Raw genomic sequence first — 18,830 nt, 5'->3', positions numbered from 1 at the left:
AGGAGCACTCTGCCCCGAGCACCCAGGAATGCACCACCGAGGGAGGACTGGTGACCCAGGTCGGCGAAGGCCATGAGACCACGGCCGACGAGGCCGGACCGGTCTTGACCTTCGGTCAGCCCGCCGCCGGGGAGATCCTCGCCGAGCGGTACCAGCTCGAGCAGCACGTCAACAACGACAGCGCGGGCCGGCAGGTGTGGCGTGGCATCGACGTGGTGCTCCGGCGGCCGGTCGCGGTCGTGCTCCGGCATCCGGGCGGCGACTCCGCCACCGAGATGCTGCAGGCGGCGGTCGCGGCGAGCCGGGTGATCCACCCCAATCTGGTAGGCGTCTACGACGCGATCGACGAGCAGCAGCGGGCCTACGTGGTGCGCGAGTGGGTCGACGGCGAGTCGCTGCGCGATCTGGTCGCCGCCGAGGGCCAGCTGGACCCGGCCCGGGCGATCGCGATCGCGCACTCGGTCGCCGACGCCCTGACCGCCGTGCACGCCACCGGCATGATCCACGGCAACGTGCACCCCGGCACCACGCTGATCGGCGACGACGGCCGGGTCGTGCTGGCCGACGCCCGCGCCGACGCGGCGGACAGTCCGGAGGCCGACGTCCGCGCGGTCGGCGGCCTGCTCTACTTCGCGCTCACCGGCCGCTGGCCGCACGCCGAGGTGGGCCGTTCGGCGCTGCCCGACGCGTCCCGCGACGGCTCCGGCACCCCGACCACTCCCCGGCAGGTCCGGGCCGGTGTCCCGGCCTATCTCGACGACCTGACCATGGACCTGCTCGACCGGCGGGTGGCGGCCCCGTCCGCCGAGGCGCTCACCGCCGAGCTCGGGCGGCTCGACGCGGCGGCCGAGGACGAGGAGTACGAGGAGGTCGGCCCGCTCCGCTTCGTGCAGGCCGGCAGCGGGCCGAGCGAGCCCGTCAAGAGCGCACCGAAGATCCTGCTCGGTGTCGGCGCGCTGGTGATCATCGCGGCGATCGGCCTGGTCTTCGGCATCCGCGCGATCAACGGCTCGGGCAAGCCGGACCCGTCGGCCTCCACGGTGGTCGACGCGAACGTGGGCGCCCAGCCCAGCGACGCCGGCACGGCCAGCGAAGCTCCGCTCGGCGACCCGAAGAAGATTCCGCTGACCGCCGACATGGTCCGCATCGTCGACCCGCCGCCCGGTGAGCGGAAGGACAGCGGCGAGTCGCGGTTCGTGGTCGACGACGACTCCGACACCGCCTGGAAGCTGTCCTGGTACACGACGCCGAACTTCGGGGACCGCAAGGACGGCATGGGCGTTCTGATCCGCCTGAAGGAGCCCCGGGCGCTCTCCGACGTGCGGGTCTCGCTGTCCGCCCCGGGCGCGGTCGTCGACATCCGGACCGGCACGAAGGACCCGGGCGACACGTCGAACGGCGACAAGGAGATCCTCAAGTCGTACACCCGGCTCAGCGACGCCGACAGCGCCGACACGAACACCGGTGACAAGCAGATCCTGAACGGCTTCGACCCGGACAAGAAGTACCAGTACGTGCTGGTCTTCCTGAGCAAGCTGCCCCGGAACGAGGACACCCCGGGCTACCAGGTCAACGTCAACGAGGTCGAGCTGTACGGCTACTGATCCCGCACGAGAACGTCGGAAAGAGGGGCGGGAAACCGCCCCTCTTTCGTGATTCCGGGGGACTCCGGAAGGCAGTTCCGATGACATACATTGCTGGCGTGACTTTCCGGGACGTGCCACCCGGCGGGACCGGCGGGGACGACACCGCGCCGAGCGACGCCGAACTGGTGCGCGCCCACGTGGCCGGTCACCCGGAAGCGTTCGCCGAACTGGTCCGGCGGCACCGGGACCGCCTCTGGGCGGTGGCCCTGCGCACCACCGGCGATCGCGAGGAGGCCGCCGACGCGGTGCAGGACGCGCTGCTGTCGGCGCACCGGGCGGCCGACCGGTTCCGCGGCGACTCGGCCGTCACCACGTGGTTGCACCGCATCGTGGTGAACGCCTGCCTGGACCGGATCCGGCGGCGGCAGGCGCACCCCACCGTGCCGCTGCCGGACGGCCACCGCGTCGGCCACGACGGTCCAGCCGTGCCGGAGCCCGTGGCGCTCACTCCCGACCAGGACACCGTGCTGGTCGTGCGGGAGGCGCTGGCCGCCCTGCCGGCTGACCAGCGGGCCGCGATCGTGCTGGTCGACGTGCAGGGCTATGGCGTGGCGGAGGCGGCCGAGATGCTCGGGATCGCCGAGGGGACGGTGAAGAGCCGGTGCGCGCGGGGGCGGGCACGGATGGCGTTGCAGCTGCGGGAGCTGCGGGGCGGTCCCGGTGAACCGGGACACGACGGGAACCGGAGCGGCGACGGCGACGTCCCATCCAGGTCGGGTGCGGCGCGGCCGCTGCCGACCGGGCGTGAACGGAGGGACCAGCGGTGACGGGCGCCGAGTTCCACGGGGTCGACATCGACCTGCTGGCCGACTATGCCGGCGGCGCCCTGGACGGCACCCCGGAGGCGGAGCGGGTGGCCGCGCTGATCGCCGCGGAGCCGGCCTGGCGGGAGGCGTTCGAACTGCTGGAGCCCGGGATGGCTGCGGTCGGGGCATTGCTCGGCGAGCTGCCGGTGGAGCCGATGCCGGTGGATGTGGTGGCGCGGATCGACGCGGCGCTGGCCGGGGCCGGCGTGGTTCCGCAGGTGGGCCTGACCCGGGCCGCGGGCACGACACCGGACGGGGACCGGGCCGCGGGCACGACACCGGCGGGAGAACAGGCCGGCGCTACGCCGGGCGGGGACGGGGCGCACGCCGTACCTCCGATCGGCGGCCTCGACCGGGGCGGTTCCGACGCCGTACCGCAAACCGTCATTGACCTCGATCAGCGCCGCCGCAAGCGCGGCAACCACCGCTGGGTCCGCGTCGCCGCGCCGATCGGGATCGCCGCGGGCGTCGCCGGCTTCTTCGGATACGGGCTGCTGGGGCAGAACGAGGGCGCCTCGGACACGGCCGGTTCGAGGGCGGCGGCCGGCGAGGCGACGGCGCCCGCCGCCCCGCGGCAGACGCTGAACAGCGGGACCGACTACACCCTGGGCACCCTGGCGCAGAGCCTGCGGCGTGCCACAGGGGAGCCGATGGCCCCACCGGAGGGCGCCAGCACGATGGCCGGACCGGCCGGTGCCGCCGCGCTCGACCGGCTGCGGGACCAGCAGGCGCTGCTGGACTGCCTCGCCGCGATCGCCCGGGAGAACGGGGGCGGTCCGCTGACCGCCGACACCGTCGACTACGCGCGTTTCGGCGGCGAGCCGGCGCTGGTGGTGCGATTCACCGCGGCCAACGGCGGATGGTCCTGGGCCAGCGGTCCGGACTGTGGATTGCCCGGTGGCGACGCGGACACGCTGGGTTCCGTCCCGGTACGCTGACAGCACTCCCGCGTGAGGTCGGACACGAGCCGGACCGGGGGGAATGGTGAATACCTAGCATGGCGTTCTACCGGCGTGCAGACAAACTTTGAGGAGTCGGCAGTGGACGAGGTCCGCAATCTGATCATCATCGGTTCCGGGCCCTCCGGCTACACGGCGGCGCTCTACGCCGCCCGCGCCAACCTCAAACCTCTGGTGATCGAGGGTGTGCAGTCCGGCGGCGCCCTGATGACCACCACCGAGGTGGAGAACTTCCCGGGTCACCGCGACGGCATCATGGGCCCCGAGCTCATGGACAACATGCGCGCCCAGGCGGAGAAGTTCGGCGCCGAGTTCGTCACCGACGACGTCAGCCGGGTCGAGCTGACCGACAGGCCCACCGAGGCCGGCACCGAGGGCCTCAAGACCGTCTGGGTCGGCGACCAGCAGTACTTCGCCCGCGCCGTGATCCTGGCGACCGGCTCCGCGTGGCGCCCGATCGGCGTGCCCGGCGAGCAGGAGCTGCTCGGCCACGGCGTCTCGTCCTGTGCCACCTGTGACGGCTTCTTCTTCCGCGGTCAGCACATCGTGGTGGTCGGTGGCGGCGACTCGGCGATGGAGGAGGCCACCTTCCTCACCCGCTTCGCCGAGACCGTGACCATCGTGCACCGCCGGGACTCCTTCCGGGCCAGCAAGGTCATGCAGAAGCGCGCGCTCGACAACGAGAAGATCAAGGTCGAGTGGAACTCGGTGGTCGAGGAGATCCTCGGCGCCGACGGCAAGGTCGGCGGCGTGCGCCTGCGCAACGTGGTGTCGAACGAGACGAAAATTCTCGACGTGACCGGCGTGTTCGTGGCGATCGGCCACGACCCCCGCAGCGAGCTCTTCAAGGGCCAGATCGAGCTGGACGACGAGGGCTACGTCAAGGTGCAGCACCCGAGCACCCGCACTAACATCCCCGGCGTGTTCGCCGCGGGTGACCTGGTCGACCACACGTACCGGCAGGCGATCACCGCCTCCGGGACAGGTTGTGCCGCGGCGCTGGACGCCGAGCGCTTCATCGCTTCATTCGTAGAGCTGTAAGACCGGGAGGGTCCTCGTGGGAGCAACCAAGGTGGTCACCGACAAGACGTTCGCCACCGACGTGCTGCAGTCCAAGAAGCCGGTGCTGGTGGACTTCTGGGCCGAGTGGTGCGTGCCCTGCAAGAAGGTCGACCCGCTGCTGGCCGAGATCGCCGACTCCGAGCTGGGTGACCAGGTGGAGATCGTCAAGGTCAACATCGACGAGAACCCGGAGATCGCCATGGCGTACCAGGTGATGTCCGTGCCGACCCTGACCATCTTCAAGGACGGCGAGCGGATCAACTCGGTGGCCGGCGCCAAGCCGAAGAGCTTCCTGGTCAACTTCATCGAGTCCGCGCTCTGATCGTTTCCTGTCGCCCCGCGTCCGGAGTACGGACGCGGGGCTCTGTTTGTCCGCCGGAGTACGCTCCGGAAGGTCGTCCCTTCTCGCCCCTAGGGAGTCGTGAGTGCGGTCCATCCGACGCGGAGACACCGGTCCTGCCGTTTCCGAGATCCGGTCGATTCTGGCCGGGCTGGAGTTGCTCGCCGATCCCGAGCCGGACCTCTTCGACGAGGCCCTCGAGAACGCGGTGCGCGCCTTCCAGCAGAGCCGTGGCCTCGGCGTGGACGGCATGGTCGGCGACGAGACGTGGCGCGCGCTGGACGGCGCCCGCTGGCGGCTCGGCTCACGCAGCCTCTTCCACTCGGTGCCCGACGCGCTGACCGGTGAGGACGTCCGCGCCCTCCAGGAGCGCATGCTGGAGATGGGGTACGACGCCGGCCGCCCCGACTCCATCTACGGCGCCCGCACCGCCCGCGCGGTCGCCCAGTTCCAGCGCGAGGTCGGCCTCACCCCGGACGGCTCGTGTGGCCCGCAGACCATGAAGGCGCTGCGCCGGCTCGGCCGCAAGGTGGTCGGCGGACGCCCGCAGTGGCTGCGCGAGGCCGAGGCGTTCCGGCAGTCCGGGCCGAACCTCGTGGGCAAGACCATCGTGATCGATCCCGGTCACGGCGGCGGGGACGACACAGGCGTGGTGGTGCCCGACGGGCCGCTGCGCTGGACCGAGGCGGACCTGGTCTTCGACCTGGCGGCCCGGCTGGAGGGCCGGCTGGCAGCGGCCGGGATGCGGGTGCACCTGACCCGTGGCCCGCAGCCCGCCGAGCCGATGAGCGGCGCCGAGCGGGCCACGCTGGCCAACAGCCTTGGTGCCGATCTGCTCATCTCGCTGCACCTGGACGGGCATCCCTCGGCCGCGGCCGAGGGTGTGGCGACGTATCACTATGGCACCGGCAGCGGGCTCAGCTCGACAGTCGGGGAGCGGCTGGCCAACCTGGTGCAGCGGGAGATCGTGGTGCGGACCGGGATGCACGACTGCCGGACGCACGCCAAGACCTGGGATCTGCTGCGCCTGACCCGGATGCCGACGGTGCGGGTGGATCTCGGCTACCTGACGTCGCCGGCGGATCGGGAGCGGCTGATCAACCCGATGTTCCGGGAACAGATCGTCGAGGCGATCCTGGCCGCGGTGCAGCGGATGTACTTCCCGGTCGAGCGGGACGTGCCGACCGGGTCGATCGACGTGCGGCAGCTGCGGATGGCTCTCGCGGACCGCGCCTGAGCCCTGTCCGCTGGACGCGCCTTTCGCGGGACGCTTGAGCCGTATCCGTCCGCGGACCGCGCCTAGCGTTTGTCTTTCCGGCCGTCTGACGGTTGTCCCGCGGACGGCCGGGGTGTGCCGGAGCCCCGCCGCCGGCGTCAGTTCTCGATCGAGCTGGCGGCCGGCATCGGGCGGAGCAGCTTCTCCGGGCTCATCGAGCCGAGGAGCTTCTCCAGCGCGTACTCCACATCCGACTTCCAGGACAGCGCGGTCCGCAGTTCGAGCCGCAGCCGCGGGTAGCGCGGATGCGGCCGGACCGTTTTGAAGCCCACCGACAGGAAGAAGTCCACCGGGGCGACACAGGCGCCCTCGCTGTCCTCGTCCGGCTTGGCGTCGCCGAACGCCTCGATCGCCTTCACCCCGCGCTTGGTCAGATCCCGCGCCACGCCCTGCACCAGCATGCGGCCCAGGCCGCCACCGGCGAACGCGGGCACCACCTTGGCCGTGGTGAGCAGCGCGGCGTCGGCACTGACCGGCGAGGTCGGGAAGGCCATCGAGCGGGGGACGTAGGCGGGCGGGGCGAACATCACGAAGCCGGCCGGAAGCCCGTCCACATACGCCAGCTTGCCGCAGGAGCCCCACTCCAGAAGCGTCTGGGAGACCCAGGCCTCCTTCTCCAGCCCCGGGTCACCGGTGGCGCAGGCCCGCTCGGCGGAGACCGGGTCGAGCTCCCAGTACACACATTGGCGGCACGGCCGGGGCAGGTCCTCGAGGGTGTCGAGAGTGAGATTGACCAGGCGTCGCGACACGACGGACTCCCCTGCGCAGGCGGACCGGCGCACATCCGCGCCCTGGAAATCGTACGTCGCGACACCCGTGAACGGGAGCAGGTCACGTCATAGGTGACCCGTCCTCGATGCATTCGGCGACTAGTCTGTCCCTCATCGCATTTCCTTTTGAGGGGTGAGAAGCGAATGACCGGTACTACTCAGGACGACTACACCGACCGTTACGCGCGCCGGGTCCGCGGAATGACCACGTCGGAGATCCGGGCGCTGTTCGCCGTCGCCAGCCGGCCCGAGGTGGTGTCGCTGGCCGGCGGCTCGCCGTACATCGCCGCGCTGCCACTCGACGCGGTCGGTGAGATGCTCAACCGGCTCGGCGCCGAGCAGGGCGCCACCAGCCTGCAGTACGGGATCGGCCAGGGCACCATCGAGCTGCGCGAGCAGATCTGCGAGGTGATGAGCCTGTCCGGCATCACCGGCGCGTCACCGGACGACGTGGTGGTCACCGTCGGCGGGCAACAGGCTCTCGACCTGCTGGCCCGGCTGTTCCTGGACCCGGGCGACGTGGTGCTCGCCGAGGGGCCGACCTACGTCGGCGCACTCGGCGTCTTCCAGGCCGCCCAGGCACAGGTGCGGCACGTGGCGATGGACCAGGACGGGCTGATCCCGGCGGCTCTCGAGGAGGCGCTCCGGGAGTCCCCACGCGCCAAGTTCCTCTACACGATCCCGACCTTCCAGAACCCGGCCGGCGTGACGCTGTCCGAGGAGCGCCGGGAGCAGATCCTGGACATCTGCGAGCGGGCCGGGCTGCTGGTGATCGAGGACGATCCGTACGGAATGTTGTCGTTCGAGGAGGACGCGCCGCGCCCGTTGCGGGCCCGCCGGCGCGAAGGGGTCTTCTACTGCAGCACGTTCTCCAAGACGTTCGCGCCCGGACTGCGGGTCGGTTGGGTGCTCACCCCGCACGCGGTCCGGGAGAAGCTGGTCATGATGAGCGAGGCGAACGTGCTGTGCCCGAGCGCCTTCGCCCAGGGCGCGGTGACGCAGTACCTGACGACCATGCCGTGGCGCGAGCAGATCAAGGTGTACCGGGAGATCTACCGGGAGCGGCGGGACGCCCTGCTGAGCGCTCTCACCGACCTGATGCCGGCCGGCACCACGTGGACCCGCCCGGGTGGCGGCCTGTTCGTCTGGGCGACCCTGCCCGACGGGCTGGACTCGAAGGCGATGATGCCGCGGGCGATCGCGGCCCGGGTCGCCTACGTGCCCGGAACGGGCTTCTACGCCGACGGGACCGGGCGGGGCAACATGCGGCTGAACTTCTCCTTCTCGGCGCCGGACAGGCTTCGTGAGGGCGTGCGCCGGTTGTCCGGGGTGATGGATCAGGAGCTCGCTACGCGAGCGGTCTTCGGTGGCTCCGCCACCATCTCCTCCCAGCGCCGTCGCGGACCGGCCGCCGCGGACGCTCCCGGACCCGACTTGGCATGATCACCTCCATGGGTACGCGGGACGAGTTGCGGGTTCTGGTGTTGGCGGGCGGCCTCTCGTACGAGCGGGACGTCTCCCTGCGGTCCGGGCGCCGGGTGCTGGACGCGCTGCGGTCCACCGGGATCGAGGCGGAGATGCACGACGCGGACGTGTCGCTGTTGCCGGCGTTGCGGGCCGACCCGCCGGACGCCGTGGTGATCGCACTGCACGGGGCGACCGGTGAGGACGGGTCGCTGCGCGGGGTGCTGGACCTGTGCGGCGTGCCCTATGTCGGCGCCGACGCCCGCACCGCCCGGCTCGCGTGGGACAAGCCGTCGGCGAAGTCGCGGTTGCGCGAGGCCGGGATTCCGACGCCGGATTGGGTGGCGTTGCCGCACGACCGGTTCTCCGAGCTGGGTGCGGTCGCGGTGCTCGACCGGATCGTGTCCCGGCTCGGACTGCCGCTGATGGTGAAGCCGGCACAGGGCGGGTCAGGGCTGGGCGCCGCCGTGGTCCGGGATGCCGCGGACCTGCCGGCCGCGATGGTGGGTTGTTTCGGGTACGACGCGACCGCGTTGGTGGAGCAGTACGTGAGCGGCACCAGCCTGGCCGTCTCGATCGTCGACCTGGGCACCGGTCCGGAGGCCCTGCCGATCGTGGAGATCGTGCCGCGCGACGGGGTGTACGACTACGCCGCTCGGTACACGGCCGGGCGGACCACGTGGCACGTGCCGGCCCGCCTCGATCCCGCGGTGGAGGATCGGGTCAGGAGCACGGCGTTGGACGCGTACAAGGCGCTGGGGCTGCGCGACCTGTCCCGGATCGACGTGATCGTCTCGGAGGACGGCGGGCCGCAGGTGCTTGGTTGCAACGTGTCGCCGGGGATGACCGAGACGTCGTTGCTGCCGCTGGCGGTCCAGGCCGCCGGGATCGACTTCGGCGCGACCCTGGCGGCGCTGGTGCAGCGGGCGGTCGCGCGGAAGCGCTGATCCGCACTGTTCCGTTCCGGGCGACGGGCGCGACCCTTCAGGGGCCGCGCCCGTTTTTCGTGTCCGGCCCACCGCCCCGGCTCGCCACCCCGGCTCATCACGATCCGGCTCACCACAACCCGGCTCACCACGACCCGCGTCACCACTCCTCGGCTCGCCACCCCGGCTCACCACGATCCGGCTCACCACTCCTCGGGTCACCACGTCACCGGGTCACGACATTCCACCGTCACCGGGATCCCCGACGCATCACCGGCACCGATGAGAACGCCACGCCGGCACCGCAAGGGCACTCCCTGATCACCGGAAAGCCCCTGGCGCCACCGCACCGCCTTGACCCGGCAGACTCCCAGGAACCGTGACTGTCCCTCTGACTCGCAGACGCCGCCAACCTCATCCGCCCCGACGGCCTCCGTTCTCACATGGCCTCACTCACTGAGGCCAGAGCTTCGAGCTCCGGCTCACACAAAACGGCCGCCCCTTGGAACGGCCGTTTCACGTGAAACATCGGATGCCGCAGCGCTAGGACTCCGGCTCACCCGCTCCGGCGGCGGCGTTGCCGGCACCGGTACTGAGGATCCCCGTCCCATGAGAGCCCGCCCCGCGGGATTCCAGCGGAGTGGGCGTCTGCGACGCGGTCGTGGGTGACGCCTCCGCCACTGGCGTCGCTCCGGGGGGGCTTCCAGCCGTCGGGTCATCGCTGTGGCGCACTCGAGGATCTCCGGCCCGGACCTCGCCCGCCGCGCCAGCCGCCATGCCGCTCGCTGATCCGGCCCGCATACCGCCCGGTGCGTTGGCCCCTATGCCGCCCGGTGTGCTGGTCCCCATGTCGTCCGGTGTGCTGGTCCCCATGTCGTCCGGTGTGCCAGTCCCGTTGTCAGCCGCCGCGCTGATCCACATGCCGCCGAATGTGCCGGTGCCGCTGTCGCCCGCCACGCCGGCCCGGATGTCGCCCAGCGTCTCCGGCCGCCGGCCCGCCTCGCGGGCCATGTCGTCGCCAGTGGCCGGCACGTTCAAGGTGCCTGACGACTCCCACTCGATGTGGGCCGGCTCCGCGATCGCCTTGCCGCCGAAGTCAGCGAGCCATGCGGCGACGAGCGCCAGGTTCTCGCGCCACTGATGTTCGGGGATGACTGGAAGGATGTCGTCCCAGAGCGAGAGGAAAGTTCCGCGTAATTGCAGCCGGCCGTACGGTCGCGCGAGGAACCACATGTGCAGGTGCGCCGAGCCGTCGCCCCACCGATTCACGTGGACCCGTGCAACGCCGTCGAGCGAACGGATCGCGCGTTCCAGCCGGACCGTCATGACGCCGAGCTCGGCGGCCAGGAGGTTCGGGAGATCACCGAGGTCGAGATGCGATCGGCATTCAAGGATCAGAACCATCGGTAGCCCGGTGGGCCGATCCATCGCCCGGACACGCCAGCGTTCCGAGACCCAGATGTACGCGTCGTCAGGCGTTCCGCAGGCGACGCACTCGGAATCGTCCTCACCGCTCCGTGGCGGCTCCACCTCCACCGGCGGAGCGAGTTTCTTGACCCGCATGTCGCCCTCGAACGGAAACGACGGCCAGCGCGTGAAGTCAGGCAGGGGGACGGTGTTCTCGGACACGACGTGACCTTAGCCCAGGTCAGGACGGGCTGTCCCGGGTCAATTTCGCACGATCGGGGGGATACCTTGGAAGCCCCGGCGAAGAAGCCAGAAGTCGATCCCAGAACGCGATTCAAAACCCGGTCCATGTCGAAGCTTGTCAGCGTGCGACTCTCCACACCGACCCCGAAGTTATCCACAGAAGTTATCCACAGCCCCACTTGTTTCACGTGAAACGCGACGTAGAACGCTTGCTGACCCTGTGGATAGCGCAGTGGACAACACCCAGGCCATCGGCACCGTTTCACGTGAAACGGGCCACGTCCCACCTTCAACCTCCGTAACACACAGCCTGTGGATAGTGGTCCCGACCCATGTGTCCGCCACCAACTCAGATTCGGATCCGCGGTTCATCAAGCACCGTCGGCGTGGCGCAAGCCACCCGTTAGTGATCATCAGCCAGCAACGCCCGCCCCCTGAAACCGAACCAGCCGCAGCCGCCGTCGGGCTGACGCACCGCAGGCTCCGGGCCCCGAAAGCGACCACAACCGCGGCCTGCACCCCGCAGACCGCACCCCGCAGACCGCGGGCCGTAGGGTGCAGGGTCAAGGCCGCAGACTGCAGAGCGCGCGGTGCGGACCGCGCGGGGCAGAGCGCGCGGTGCGGACCGCAGGACTACGGGAACTTCGCGGCAGGCGGTGGGCGGTAGAGGCGCTGGGCCGCAGTCGTTAGGCAGTAGAGGCTGGGCCGTCGGCGCTGGGCTATAAAGGCTGGCCGGCAGACACGAAGCAGCAGACGCCGACCCGGGCGCTAAACCGCAACACCCGAGCGTCGACCCGTCAGCATGCAAGCCTACCGGTATGCGGTCCGGGGATCTGCGGACCATCGTGCTCATACCGGTCAACGGCGCGCGTTTCACGTGAAACGGGCGGCAACGGGACCATCCGCCACTGCCTCACCTCCACGGTGCTCTGACACTGACTGAAAGATCAGGCCGGCGCGAGCGCGCCCTCCGGAAGCTCCCGCTCGCGGACCGCGATGCAGCCAACCGTTCCATCCGATCAGCAGAGTGAACCCCACCACGGTCAGGGCCTCGACAGACCAGCCATCACTTCCACGCCAGGCCGTCGAGACTGGGTGTCCACCACCGATGGACACAGCCACCCGCCAAATCCACAGATCGGCGGTCCAAGCGCCAGAGACCAGAGCCGGAGCGGATTCGGGCCACCCGCGAGCATCTGGGTGCCGGACGGCTCGCCAGCGGCTCCAGAAGCCACAAATTGGGCATCCGAAACCGCCAGAAGTCGGAGTCTGAGCGCATTGGAAATCCCAGGAGAATCGCTCTGACAGAACCGGAAAACGAGGAAAGCACGCGTCCCAGGACGCGTGCTTTCAGGCGATGCGAGGAGTCAGCTCTCCGAGTCGGCGGGCGGGCTGTCGGAACGCGCCCCCTCCTCCTCAACGCCGATCATGCTGACTATCCGTTCGAGATCGTCCACCGTCGCGAACTCGATAGTGATCTTGCCCTTGTTGCGCCCGATGTCGACCTTCACCCGGGTGTCGAACCGATCCGACAGCCGCTCGGCCAGATCGTTGAGCGCCGGAGCGTGCACCTTGGCGCGTCGAGCCGGCGGGGCCTTCTTCGTCGGCCCATCCTGCTGCGCCAGCTGAACGATCTCCTCAGTGGCCCGCACCGAGAGCCCTTCCCGGACGATCCGCCCGGCCAGCTCCTCCTGCGCGTCGGCACCATCGAGCCCGAGCAACGCCCGGGCATGGCCAGCCGACAGCACACCCGCCGCAACCCGTCGTTGCACCGGAGCCGGCAGGTTCATCAGCCGTATGGTGTTCGAGATCTGCGGCCGGCTGCGTCCGATCCGCCGGGCCAGTTCCTCGTGTGAGACCCCGAACTCCTCCAGAAGCTGCGAGTACGCGGCCGCCTCTTCCAGCGGGTTCAGGTTTGCCCGGTGGATGTTCTCCAGGAGCGCGTCCCGCAGCATCGCGTCGTCCGGGGTGTCCCGGACAATTGCCGGGATCGACTCCTTGCCGACCGCCTGGGCCGCACGCCACCGGCGCTCGCCCATGACGAGCTCGTACCGTCCGTCGCCGAGCTCCCGCACCACGATGGGCTGCAGGAATCCGACCTCCTGGATCGAAGTCTTGAGCTCTTCCAGAGCCTCCTCGTCGAAAACGTGCCGTGGCTGCTTGCCGTTCGGCTCGATCGACGAGACGGGAAGCTCGGCGAAGCGGGCGCCCGGGACCGGCGCGAGCTCGTTCTCGACGGCGGGCGCCGGGGTGGGAGCGGGCGGTGCGACCGCCGGCGAGGGCAGACCGTCGGCTTCCACGGTGACCGCGCTGGCGGCTGCCGACACCGAGGCGATCTCCGAGCCGTTCTCGACGGGCTCGGCGGCAGGCGCCGTGGGGATCAGCGCACCCAGGCCTCGGCCCAGGCCTCCCCGCGGACGGTTCTTCATGCCGTGCCTCCTGTGTTGACCCCACGCATCGCGATCTCCAGAGCCGCCTCGAAGTAGCTGGTTGCTCCCCGTGATCCCGGATCGTAGGTCATCACCGACTGGCCGTAGCTCGGAGCCTCCGACACTCGCACGTTCCGGGGAATGACCGCGTTCAGAACCTTGGCTCCGAAGTGGTTCCGCACGTCCTGCTCCACCGCGTCGGCCAGCCGGGTCCGGCGGTCGTACATGGTAAGCAGAATGGTCGAGACGTCAAGCGTCGGGTTCAGGTGCTGGCGTACCAGGTTAATGTTGTTGATCAGCTGGTTCAGGCCCTCCAGCGCGTAGTACTCGCACTGGATCGGGATCAGCACTTCCTGCGCCGCGCAGAGCGCGTTGACCGTCAGAAGGCCCAGTGACGGCGGGCAGTCGATGAACACGTAGTCGAACTTCTCCGGGTGCCCGGCGATCGCCCGGGCCAGCCGGGACTCACGGGCCACCACCGAGACCAGCTCGATCTCCGCGCCGGCCAGGTCGATGGTGGCCGGGACGCAGTACAGGTTCGGGATGCCTTCGACGCCCTGGGCCACCTCGGCCAACGGCACGTTGTCGATGAGGCAGTCGTAGACGTCCGGCACGCCGGCGTGATGCGGCACGTTGAGGCCGGTGGAGGCGTTGCCCTGCGGGTCCAGGTCGACCACCAGCACCCGGTTGCCGTGGAGCGCGAGCGCCACCGCCAGGTTCACCGTGGTGGTCGTCTTCCCGACGCCGCCCTTCTGGTTGGCGACGCAAATCACCCGGGAATGGTCCGGGCGCGGCATGATGATCTCGCCGCTCGGGTTGAGGATCTGCACAGCTCGCAACGCTTCCATGGCCAGGGGCGGATCGTCTTCATCCCCGCCCGGCGTTTCACGTGAAACATGCTCGTCGGGTTGGACGGACGCGCCAGAAGTGGAGATACCGGACGTAGGTGAAGCCGATATGGGTGCGGCGGACGCCTGGCCCACCGCGGGGGCGCTCGACCGCGGTGACGGCGCGGGTCCGCGGAAGTCGTCCTGCTGATGCGGCAGGGATGCTCCATACCTATAGGTCGCGCCGGGCGTCGTGGACTGATAACCGCCGGGCCGGGGCTGAGGCACACTCTGTTCGCCAGCGTGCAATCCGCCCGCGTTCACTCCCGACGGCCGGTCGAGAGGCGACTCGGTTTCACGTGAAACACCGTACTCATGCACCGCTTTATCCCTGTTGGCTAGGAACGGGTCGGCCTGCGAACCATGCGTCCCGGCGGGAGAAATCCGGTCCACATTATCGACGCCTGGCCAGCCTACGGCTGCCGGGCGAGCGTCGCCATGTCCGTGCACAGGATGAGTCGAGCGCAACGTCGCATTCTCGTCCGCACTCCGACTGACAAACACCATTACCCCGGACACAAGCCGCAAGTTGCCGCCATAACTCTCCTCAAAAGAGACCGAGTTATCCACAGGCTGAGGGTCGACCTCGGAAGACCATTCGCCCGTACGCCGATGACCGACCCGGGAGCTTCCCGGTGCCGCTTCGGCGGGTTCCTGGTCGCGGACATCGTTCAGCGCAGACTTCCGCTCCTCCGATGCCATGCCATGCGGCCCGATCACATCAGGGACCGCAGGCTGCGCCACACCTCCCGGTGTGCATGTTTCCCGTGAAACATCGCGGCGCGCGGTGCCTGGCTCGAGGGTGGCCGCCGACGTATCGGGTTCGGAGACAGAGGGCTGCTCCGCCCGTACCTCCGAAGAATGTGATGGCGCAGGGCGCGCATTGCGCGTGATCCGCTTCCTCGCACCCCGCCTGGCCATCTATCCCCTCCGTGGATTCCCCCGCCCGCCGCCGCGGCCGTCACCGGCCGGCCGGCCACCGGCCCCTCCGGCCCGGCCACCCTGACCGAACCGTCCACCGCCCTGCCCCGAGCGACCGCCCGCACCGCCCTGCCCCGCGCCGTCACCCCCCGGCCCCGACCAGCCGGCCGAGCCACCGCGGCCCGAACCGCCGCCAGCATCACCGCGACCGACATCGCTGCCAGCACCACCACGGCCCAATCCGCCGGGAGCACCACCGCGACCCGAGCCACCGCCAACACCAGCACGGCCCGAGCCACCGCCGGCGTCCCTGCGCCCGCCACGATCCCCGGACCGGCGGCCCGAACCGCCACCCCGGCCGCGCCCGGCCTTGACCTCCCGCACCTTGACGATCTCCACAACCGTCGCCGGTGGGTCGATCAGACCGATCCCGCAAAGCCGAAGCTCGGGTTCGCCACCACCGATCCGCTCGATGGCGGCCCGATGTTCACTGATCTCCTCCTCCGCCGACGCTCCCTTGAGCGCCAGTAACCTGCCCCCCACCCGGGCCAGCGGCAGGCACCACCCCGCCAGCCGGTCTAGTGCCGCTACGGCCCGCGCTGTCACGACATCCGCGGCGGCCACCTCATCGAGCACCTCTTCGGCACGCCCGCGCACGACCGTGACGTTGTCCAGGCCGAGCTCGTCGACCGCTTCGGCCAGGAAGGCGGTACGACGGGCCAGCGGCTCGACCAGCGTAATGCCGAGATCTGGCCGGGCCACAGCCAGCACGATACCGGGCAATCCGGCACCAGATCCGACGTCAGTAACTGACGACCCGAAAGGGAATAACTGGGACATAACCCCACAGTTGACCAGGTGTCTCTCCCACAACCTCGGTGTCTCCCGCGGGCCGATCAGGCCACGCACGACGCCCTCGGTGGCCAGTAGCTGGGTGAACCGCCCGGCCAGCTCCAACCGCTCACCGAATACGGCCTCGGCGGCGGCCGCCATCCCGGCGGGCGGCCGCCGGACGTCCACGGCGGAACGGTCGAGCGGGGCGGGAGAACTGCCGGCACCGTGGGTGAGGCCGGGACGCGCCGCATACGACCCCGGCGAGCCCCCCGAAGAAGACGACGAGCCAGAAGCCGACGAGGAAGCCGGCCCGGAGGAAGCCGACGAAGCCGGCCGAGAGGAGTCCGGGGAAGCGGACGGCCCCGAGGAGGGCGAGGACGGTGAAGAGGCCGGGAAAGACGACGGCCCGGGCGTTGAGACGCCCGGGCCGACATCCCCCGCGCCGAAGCGAGGGTCAGTCATCTCACTCCGCCACACGAACCACGATGCGCCGGTTCGGCTCCACGCCCTCGGACTCGCTCTGCACGCCCGGGATCGCGTTCACCACGTCGTGCACGCACTTGCGCTCGAAGGCCGACATCGGCTCCAGCCGAACCGCCTCACCGTGCTCCTTGACCTTCTCGACGGCGTTGCGGGCGACGGCGGCCAGCTCCTTGCGCCGGGCGGCACGGTACCCGCCGATGTCCAGCAGCAGGCGGCTCGGCGATCCAGTCGCCCGGAAGATCGCCAGCCGGGTCAGCTCCTGCAGCGCCTCCAGCGTGGCGCCACGCTGGCCGACGAGCGGCTGCAGCCGGCCACCGACGACCTCGACCATCGGGCGGCCGGCCGAGACCAGCTCGTCGATGTCACCGTCGTAGTCGAGGATGTCCAGCAGGCCCTCGACATAGTCCGCAGCGATCTCACTCTGCCGGAACAGGTCGCTGTCCGAGGCGACGCTCTCCGACTTCTTCGCCTCTGCGGGGGCCTCCGCGGAGGCCTCGGTGGAGGCGTCCGCCGCGGCCGATGCCTCTGTTACCGCTTCCGGAGCGGAGGCGTCGGAAGCAGGGGGAGTACTGGTGTCGGTCACGGTTCATCTCCGTTGTCACTCGGGCCGGACCACGATCGGTCCGCTGTTTCCCGCGCCGCCCGACATGCGTACGTGTCGCGGGGAGGTCTGTAGCCAGGGGAGCGCGCGGAGCCCGGCACACCGGGCCCGCGCCGCGATCATCCCTTGGGTTTGTTCGCCGGTCGGGCGCCCTTCTTCGGATTCACCGGTTTGGCGCCCGGCTTCGGGGCGAGCGCCTTGGTGTCCACCACCGGGGTCGCCGGCTCCTGCACGGTGTTCTTCCGGCCGAACAGGCCACCGGCGCGGGCCGGCTGCACCGGGTTCTTCGGGTCGTCGCCGCGCGACGTGGCGGTCACCGGGCGGGCGGCCGAGCCGTTCTTGGCGCCGGCCATCTGCGGCGGCGGGAACTTCCGCAGCACCCACTGCTGCTGCGCCAGGGTGAACAGGTTGTTCGTCACCCAGTAGATGACCACGCCGATGGGAAACAGCGAACCGGAGATGAGCAGCGAGAACGGGATGCCGTAGAGCATCAGCCGCTGGATCATCTTCTGCTGCGGGTCCTCCGCCCAGCCGGTCTTGAGGATCATCTGCCGGCTGGTGAGGAACGTCGTGGTCATCATCAGCAGGATCAGGACCGCGGCCAGGATCTTCACCGTGGTGCCGTTCGCGCCCAGGGCGGCCAGCTCGGCGTCGGTCGACCCGAACTTCGCGCTGATCGGAGCGTTGAACAGGTGCGCCGCCGAGGCGCTGTTGAACTGCTCCAGCGACCAGCCGTAGATCGTCTTGAGCCGCTCCGGCAGGTTCGGGTTGAGGTGGCGCAGCACGTGGAACAGGCCGAGGAAGACCGGGATCTGCAGGAGCATCGGAAGGCACCCCATCAGCGGGTTGGCCTTCTCGGTGCGGTACAGCTCCATCATTTCCTTCTGGAGCGTCTCCCGGTCACCCTTGTGCTTCTCCTGCAGGGCCTTGACCTTGGGCTGCAGCGCCTGCATCGCGCGCTGGCTCTTGATCTGCTTGACGAAGACCGGGAAGAGGATGACACGGAGCGTCACCACCAGGAAGAAGATCGAGAGGACCCAGGCCCAGTTCGTGCCGAGCACACGGTCGTCGGGAATGCCGATCGCGTCCCAGAGGGCATGCCAGCGAAGGAGGATCCACGAAATGGCGTAGTAGATCCAGTCGAGACTCAATCTAAGCTCCAGTCACATCGGCAGGACGGTGACGGATCGGGTCAGGCACCGGGTCGTACCCGCCAGGGTGGAAGGGATGACAACGCAGGAGCCGCCAGATCGCCAGGCCCGTCCCCCGTATCGCGCCGTGCCGCGCCAGGGCCTCCTGGGCGTACGCACTGCACGAGGGATAGAACCGACAGCGGGCCGGCAACGCCGGACTCAAGTATCGACGGTACGCGACGACCGCGGCGGTCAGGAGCCGGGCGGCCGGGCTCATCGCGGCCGCCGGGGACGCCGGGCCGCCGCGAGCGCGCCCGAGAGGTCGGCGGCGAGATCGGCATAGCCCGCCTCGGCGGCCGGCGGGAGGGCCCGGACCACCAGCGATGCGCCCGGAGGGAGCTCGGTCAGCAGCGGCCGGACCAGGTGGCGCAGCCGCCGGCGGACCTTGTTCCGGACCACCGCGTTGCCCACGGCCTTGGATACGACGAAGCCGGCGCGCGCCGTGGAGGCGTGCGCCGGCTCCTCGATAAGCAGGTGAACGACCAGAGTCCCGCGGCCGGCTCGGCGGCCACCGCGAATCGCTGCGGCGAAGTCCGCGCTACGCCGCAGTCGTTGCGTCGCGGCCAGCACGACTACCTGGGCA

General features: G+C 70.1%; 17 protein-coding genes. 8 read left to right on the top strand and 9 right to left on the bottom strand.

Features of this window, described 5'->3' with window-relative positions; genetic code table 11:
• The first annotated feature begins 50 nt into the window (after positions 1-50).
• The 6 genes from Asi03nite_RS31710 to Asi03nite_RS31685 all read left to right on the top strand — a co-directional run bounded on the left by Asi03nite_RS31710 (position 51) and on the right by Asi03nite_RS31685 (position 6,050).
• Positions 51-1,604, top strand: a complete 1,554-nt coding sequence (locus Asi03nite_RS31710; protein ID WP_203684184.1) for a protein kinase domain-containing protein — start codon at positions 51-53, stop codon at positions 1,602-1,604.
• A gap of 98 nt (positions 1,605-1,702) precedes the next feature.
• Positions 1,703-2,413, top strand: a complete 711-nt coding sequence (gene sigM / locus Asi03nite_RS31705; RefSeq protein WP_239103058.1) for an RNA polymerase sigma factor SigM — start codon at positions 1,703-1,705, stop codon at positions 2,411-2,413.
• The gene (locus Asi03nite_RS31700; RefSeq protein WP_203684182.1) at positions 2,410-3,390 is read left to right on the top strand and encodes an RsmA family anti-sigma factor; all 981 of its coding nucleotides are present in this window, start codon (positions 2,410-2,412) and stop codon (positions 3,388-3,390) included. The genes sigM and Asi03nite_RS31700 overlap by 4 nt, the downstream gene beginning before the upstream one ends.
• A 102-nt stretch (positions 3,391-3,492) precedes the next feature.
• Positions 3,493-4,452 (top strand): thioredoxin-disulfide reductase, encoded by a 960-nt coding sequence (gene trxB, locus Asi03nite_RS31695; RefSeq protein WP_203684199.1) that lies wholly within the window; start codon positions 3,493-3,495, stop codon positions 4,450-4,452.
• 16 nt (positions 4,453-4,468) lie between these two features.
• Positions 4,469-4,795, top strand: coding sequence for a thioredoxin (gene trxA / locus Asi03nite_RS31690; RefSeq protein WP_203684181.1), 327 nt, complete (start codon positions 4,469-4,471; stop codon positions 4,793-4,795).
• A gap of 103 nt (positions 4,796-4,898) precedes the next feature.
• On the top strand, positions 4,899-6,050 hold the full coding sequence (locus tag Asi03nite_RS31685) for an N-acetylmuramoyl-L-alanine amidase (RefSeq protein WP_203684180.1): 1,152 nt from the start codon (positions 4,899-4,901) through the stop codon (positions 6,048-6,050).
• Positions 6,051-6,187: 137 nt separating this feature from the next.
• Here Asi03nite_RS31685 and Asi03nite_RS31680 read toward each other — a convergent pair whose 3' ends face one another.
• Entirely contained in the window at positions 6,188-6,838 is a 651-nt protein-coding gene (locus Asi03nite_RS31680; protein ID WP_203684179.1) for a GNAT family N-acetyltransferase, read from the bottom strand.
• A gap of 165 nt (positions 6,839-7,003) precedes the next feature.
• Between Asi03nite_RS31680 and Asi03nite_RS31675 the strand changes: the two genes are divergently transcribed.
• Both Asi03nite_RS31675 and Asi03nite_RS31670 read left to right on the top strand, forming a co-directional pair.
• Positions 7,004-8,302 carry an aminotransferase-like domain-containing protein gene (locus Asi03nite_RS31675; protein WP_203684178.1) on the top strand — a complete coding sequence of 433 codons (1,299 nt, stop codon included), beginning with the start codon at positions 7,004-7,006 and terminating at the stop codon, positions 8,300-8,302.
• Positions 8,303-8,310: 8 nt separating this feature from the next.
• On the top strand, positions 8,311-9,270 hold the full coding sequence (locus tag Asi03nite_RS31670; protein ID WP_373872192.1) for a D-alanine--D-alanine ligase family protein: 960 nt from the start codon (positions 8,311-8,313) through the stop codon (positions 9,268-9,270).
• A gap of 522 nt (positions 9,271-9,792) precedes the next feature.
• Here the strand turns inward: Asi03nite_RS31670 and Asi03nite_RS38175 are convergent.
• The 8 genes from Asi03nite_RS38175 to rnpA all read right to left on the bottom strand — a co-directional run bounded on the left by Asi03nite_RS38175 (position 9,793) and on the right by rnpA (position 18,817).
• On the bottom strand, positions 9,793-10,857 hold the full coding sequence (locus Asi03nite_RS38175) for a hypothetical protein (RefSeq protein WP_239103063.1): 1,065 nt from the start codon (positions 10,855-10,857) through the stop codon (positions 9,793-9,795).
• 1,409 nt (positions 10,858-12,266) lie between these two features.
• Positions 12,267-13,328, bottom strand: a complete 1,062-nt coding sequence (locus Asi03nite_RS31660; RefSeq protein WP_203684176.1) for a ParB/RepB/Spo0J family partition protein — start codon at positions 13,326-13,328, stop codon at positions 12,267-12,269.
• Positions 13,325-14,311: a ParA family protein gene (locus Asi03nite_RS31655; RefSeq protein WP_444978651.1), complete on the bottom strand. Its 987-nt coding sequence runs from the start codon at positions 14,309-14,311 to the stop codon at positions 13,325-13,327. Before Asi03nite_RS31655 ends, Asi03nite_RS31660 begins: the two co-directional genes overlap by 4 nt.
• A gap of 825 nt (positions 14,312-15,136) precedes the next feature.
• Positions 15,137-16,156, bottom strand: coding sequence for a 16S rRNA (guanine(527)-N(7))-methyltransferase RsmG (gene rsmG, locus Asi03nite_RS31650; RefSeq protein WP_307834045.1), 1,020 nt, complete (start codon positions 16,154-16,156; stop codon positions 15,137-15,139).
• A 277-nt stretch (positions 16,157-16,433) separates the two neighbouring features.
• Complete coding sequence (locus Asi03nite_RS31645; protein ID WP_203684175.1) at positions 16,434-17,036, bottom strand: Jag family protein; 603 nt, start codon at positions 17,034-17,036, stop codon at positions 16,434-16,436.
• Positions 17,037-17,173: 137 nt separating this feature from the next.
• Positions 17,174-18,205 (bottom strand): membrane protein insertase YidC, encoded by a 1,032-nt coding sequence (gene yidC, locus Asi03nite_RS31640; RefSeq protein ID WP_203684174.1) that lies wholly within the window; start codon positions 18,203-18,205, stop codon positions 17,174-17,176.
• A 1-nt stretch (position 18,206) separates the two neighbouring features.
• Positions 18,207-18,464, bottom strand: coding sequence for a membrane protein insertion efficiency factor YidD (yidD, locus tag Asi03nite_RS31635; RefSeq protein WP_203684173.1), 258 nt, complete (start codon positions 18,462-18,464; stop codon positions 18,207-18,209).
• Complete coding sequence (gene rnpA / locus Asi03nite_RS31630; RefSeq protein WP_203684172.1) at positions 18,461-18,817, bottom strand: ribonuclease P protein component; 357 nt, start codon at positions 18,815-18,817, stop codon at positions 18,461-18,463. Before rnpA ends, yidD begins: the two co-directional genes overlap by 4 nt.
• Positions 18,818-18,830 lie beyond the last annotated feature (13 nt).

Origin of the sequence: Actinoplanes siamensis (assembly GCF_016862395.1) — a bacterium.
Taxonomy (GTDB): domain Bacteria; phylum Actinomycetota; class Actinomycetes; order Mycobacteriales; family Micromonosporaceae; genus Actinoplanes; species Actinoplanes siamensis.
The sequence above is the reverse complement of the archived record's forward strand: the minus strand, read 5'-3'. Positions and strand labels throughout refer to the sequence as shown.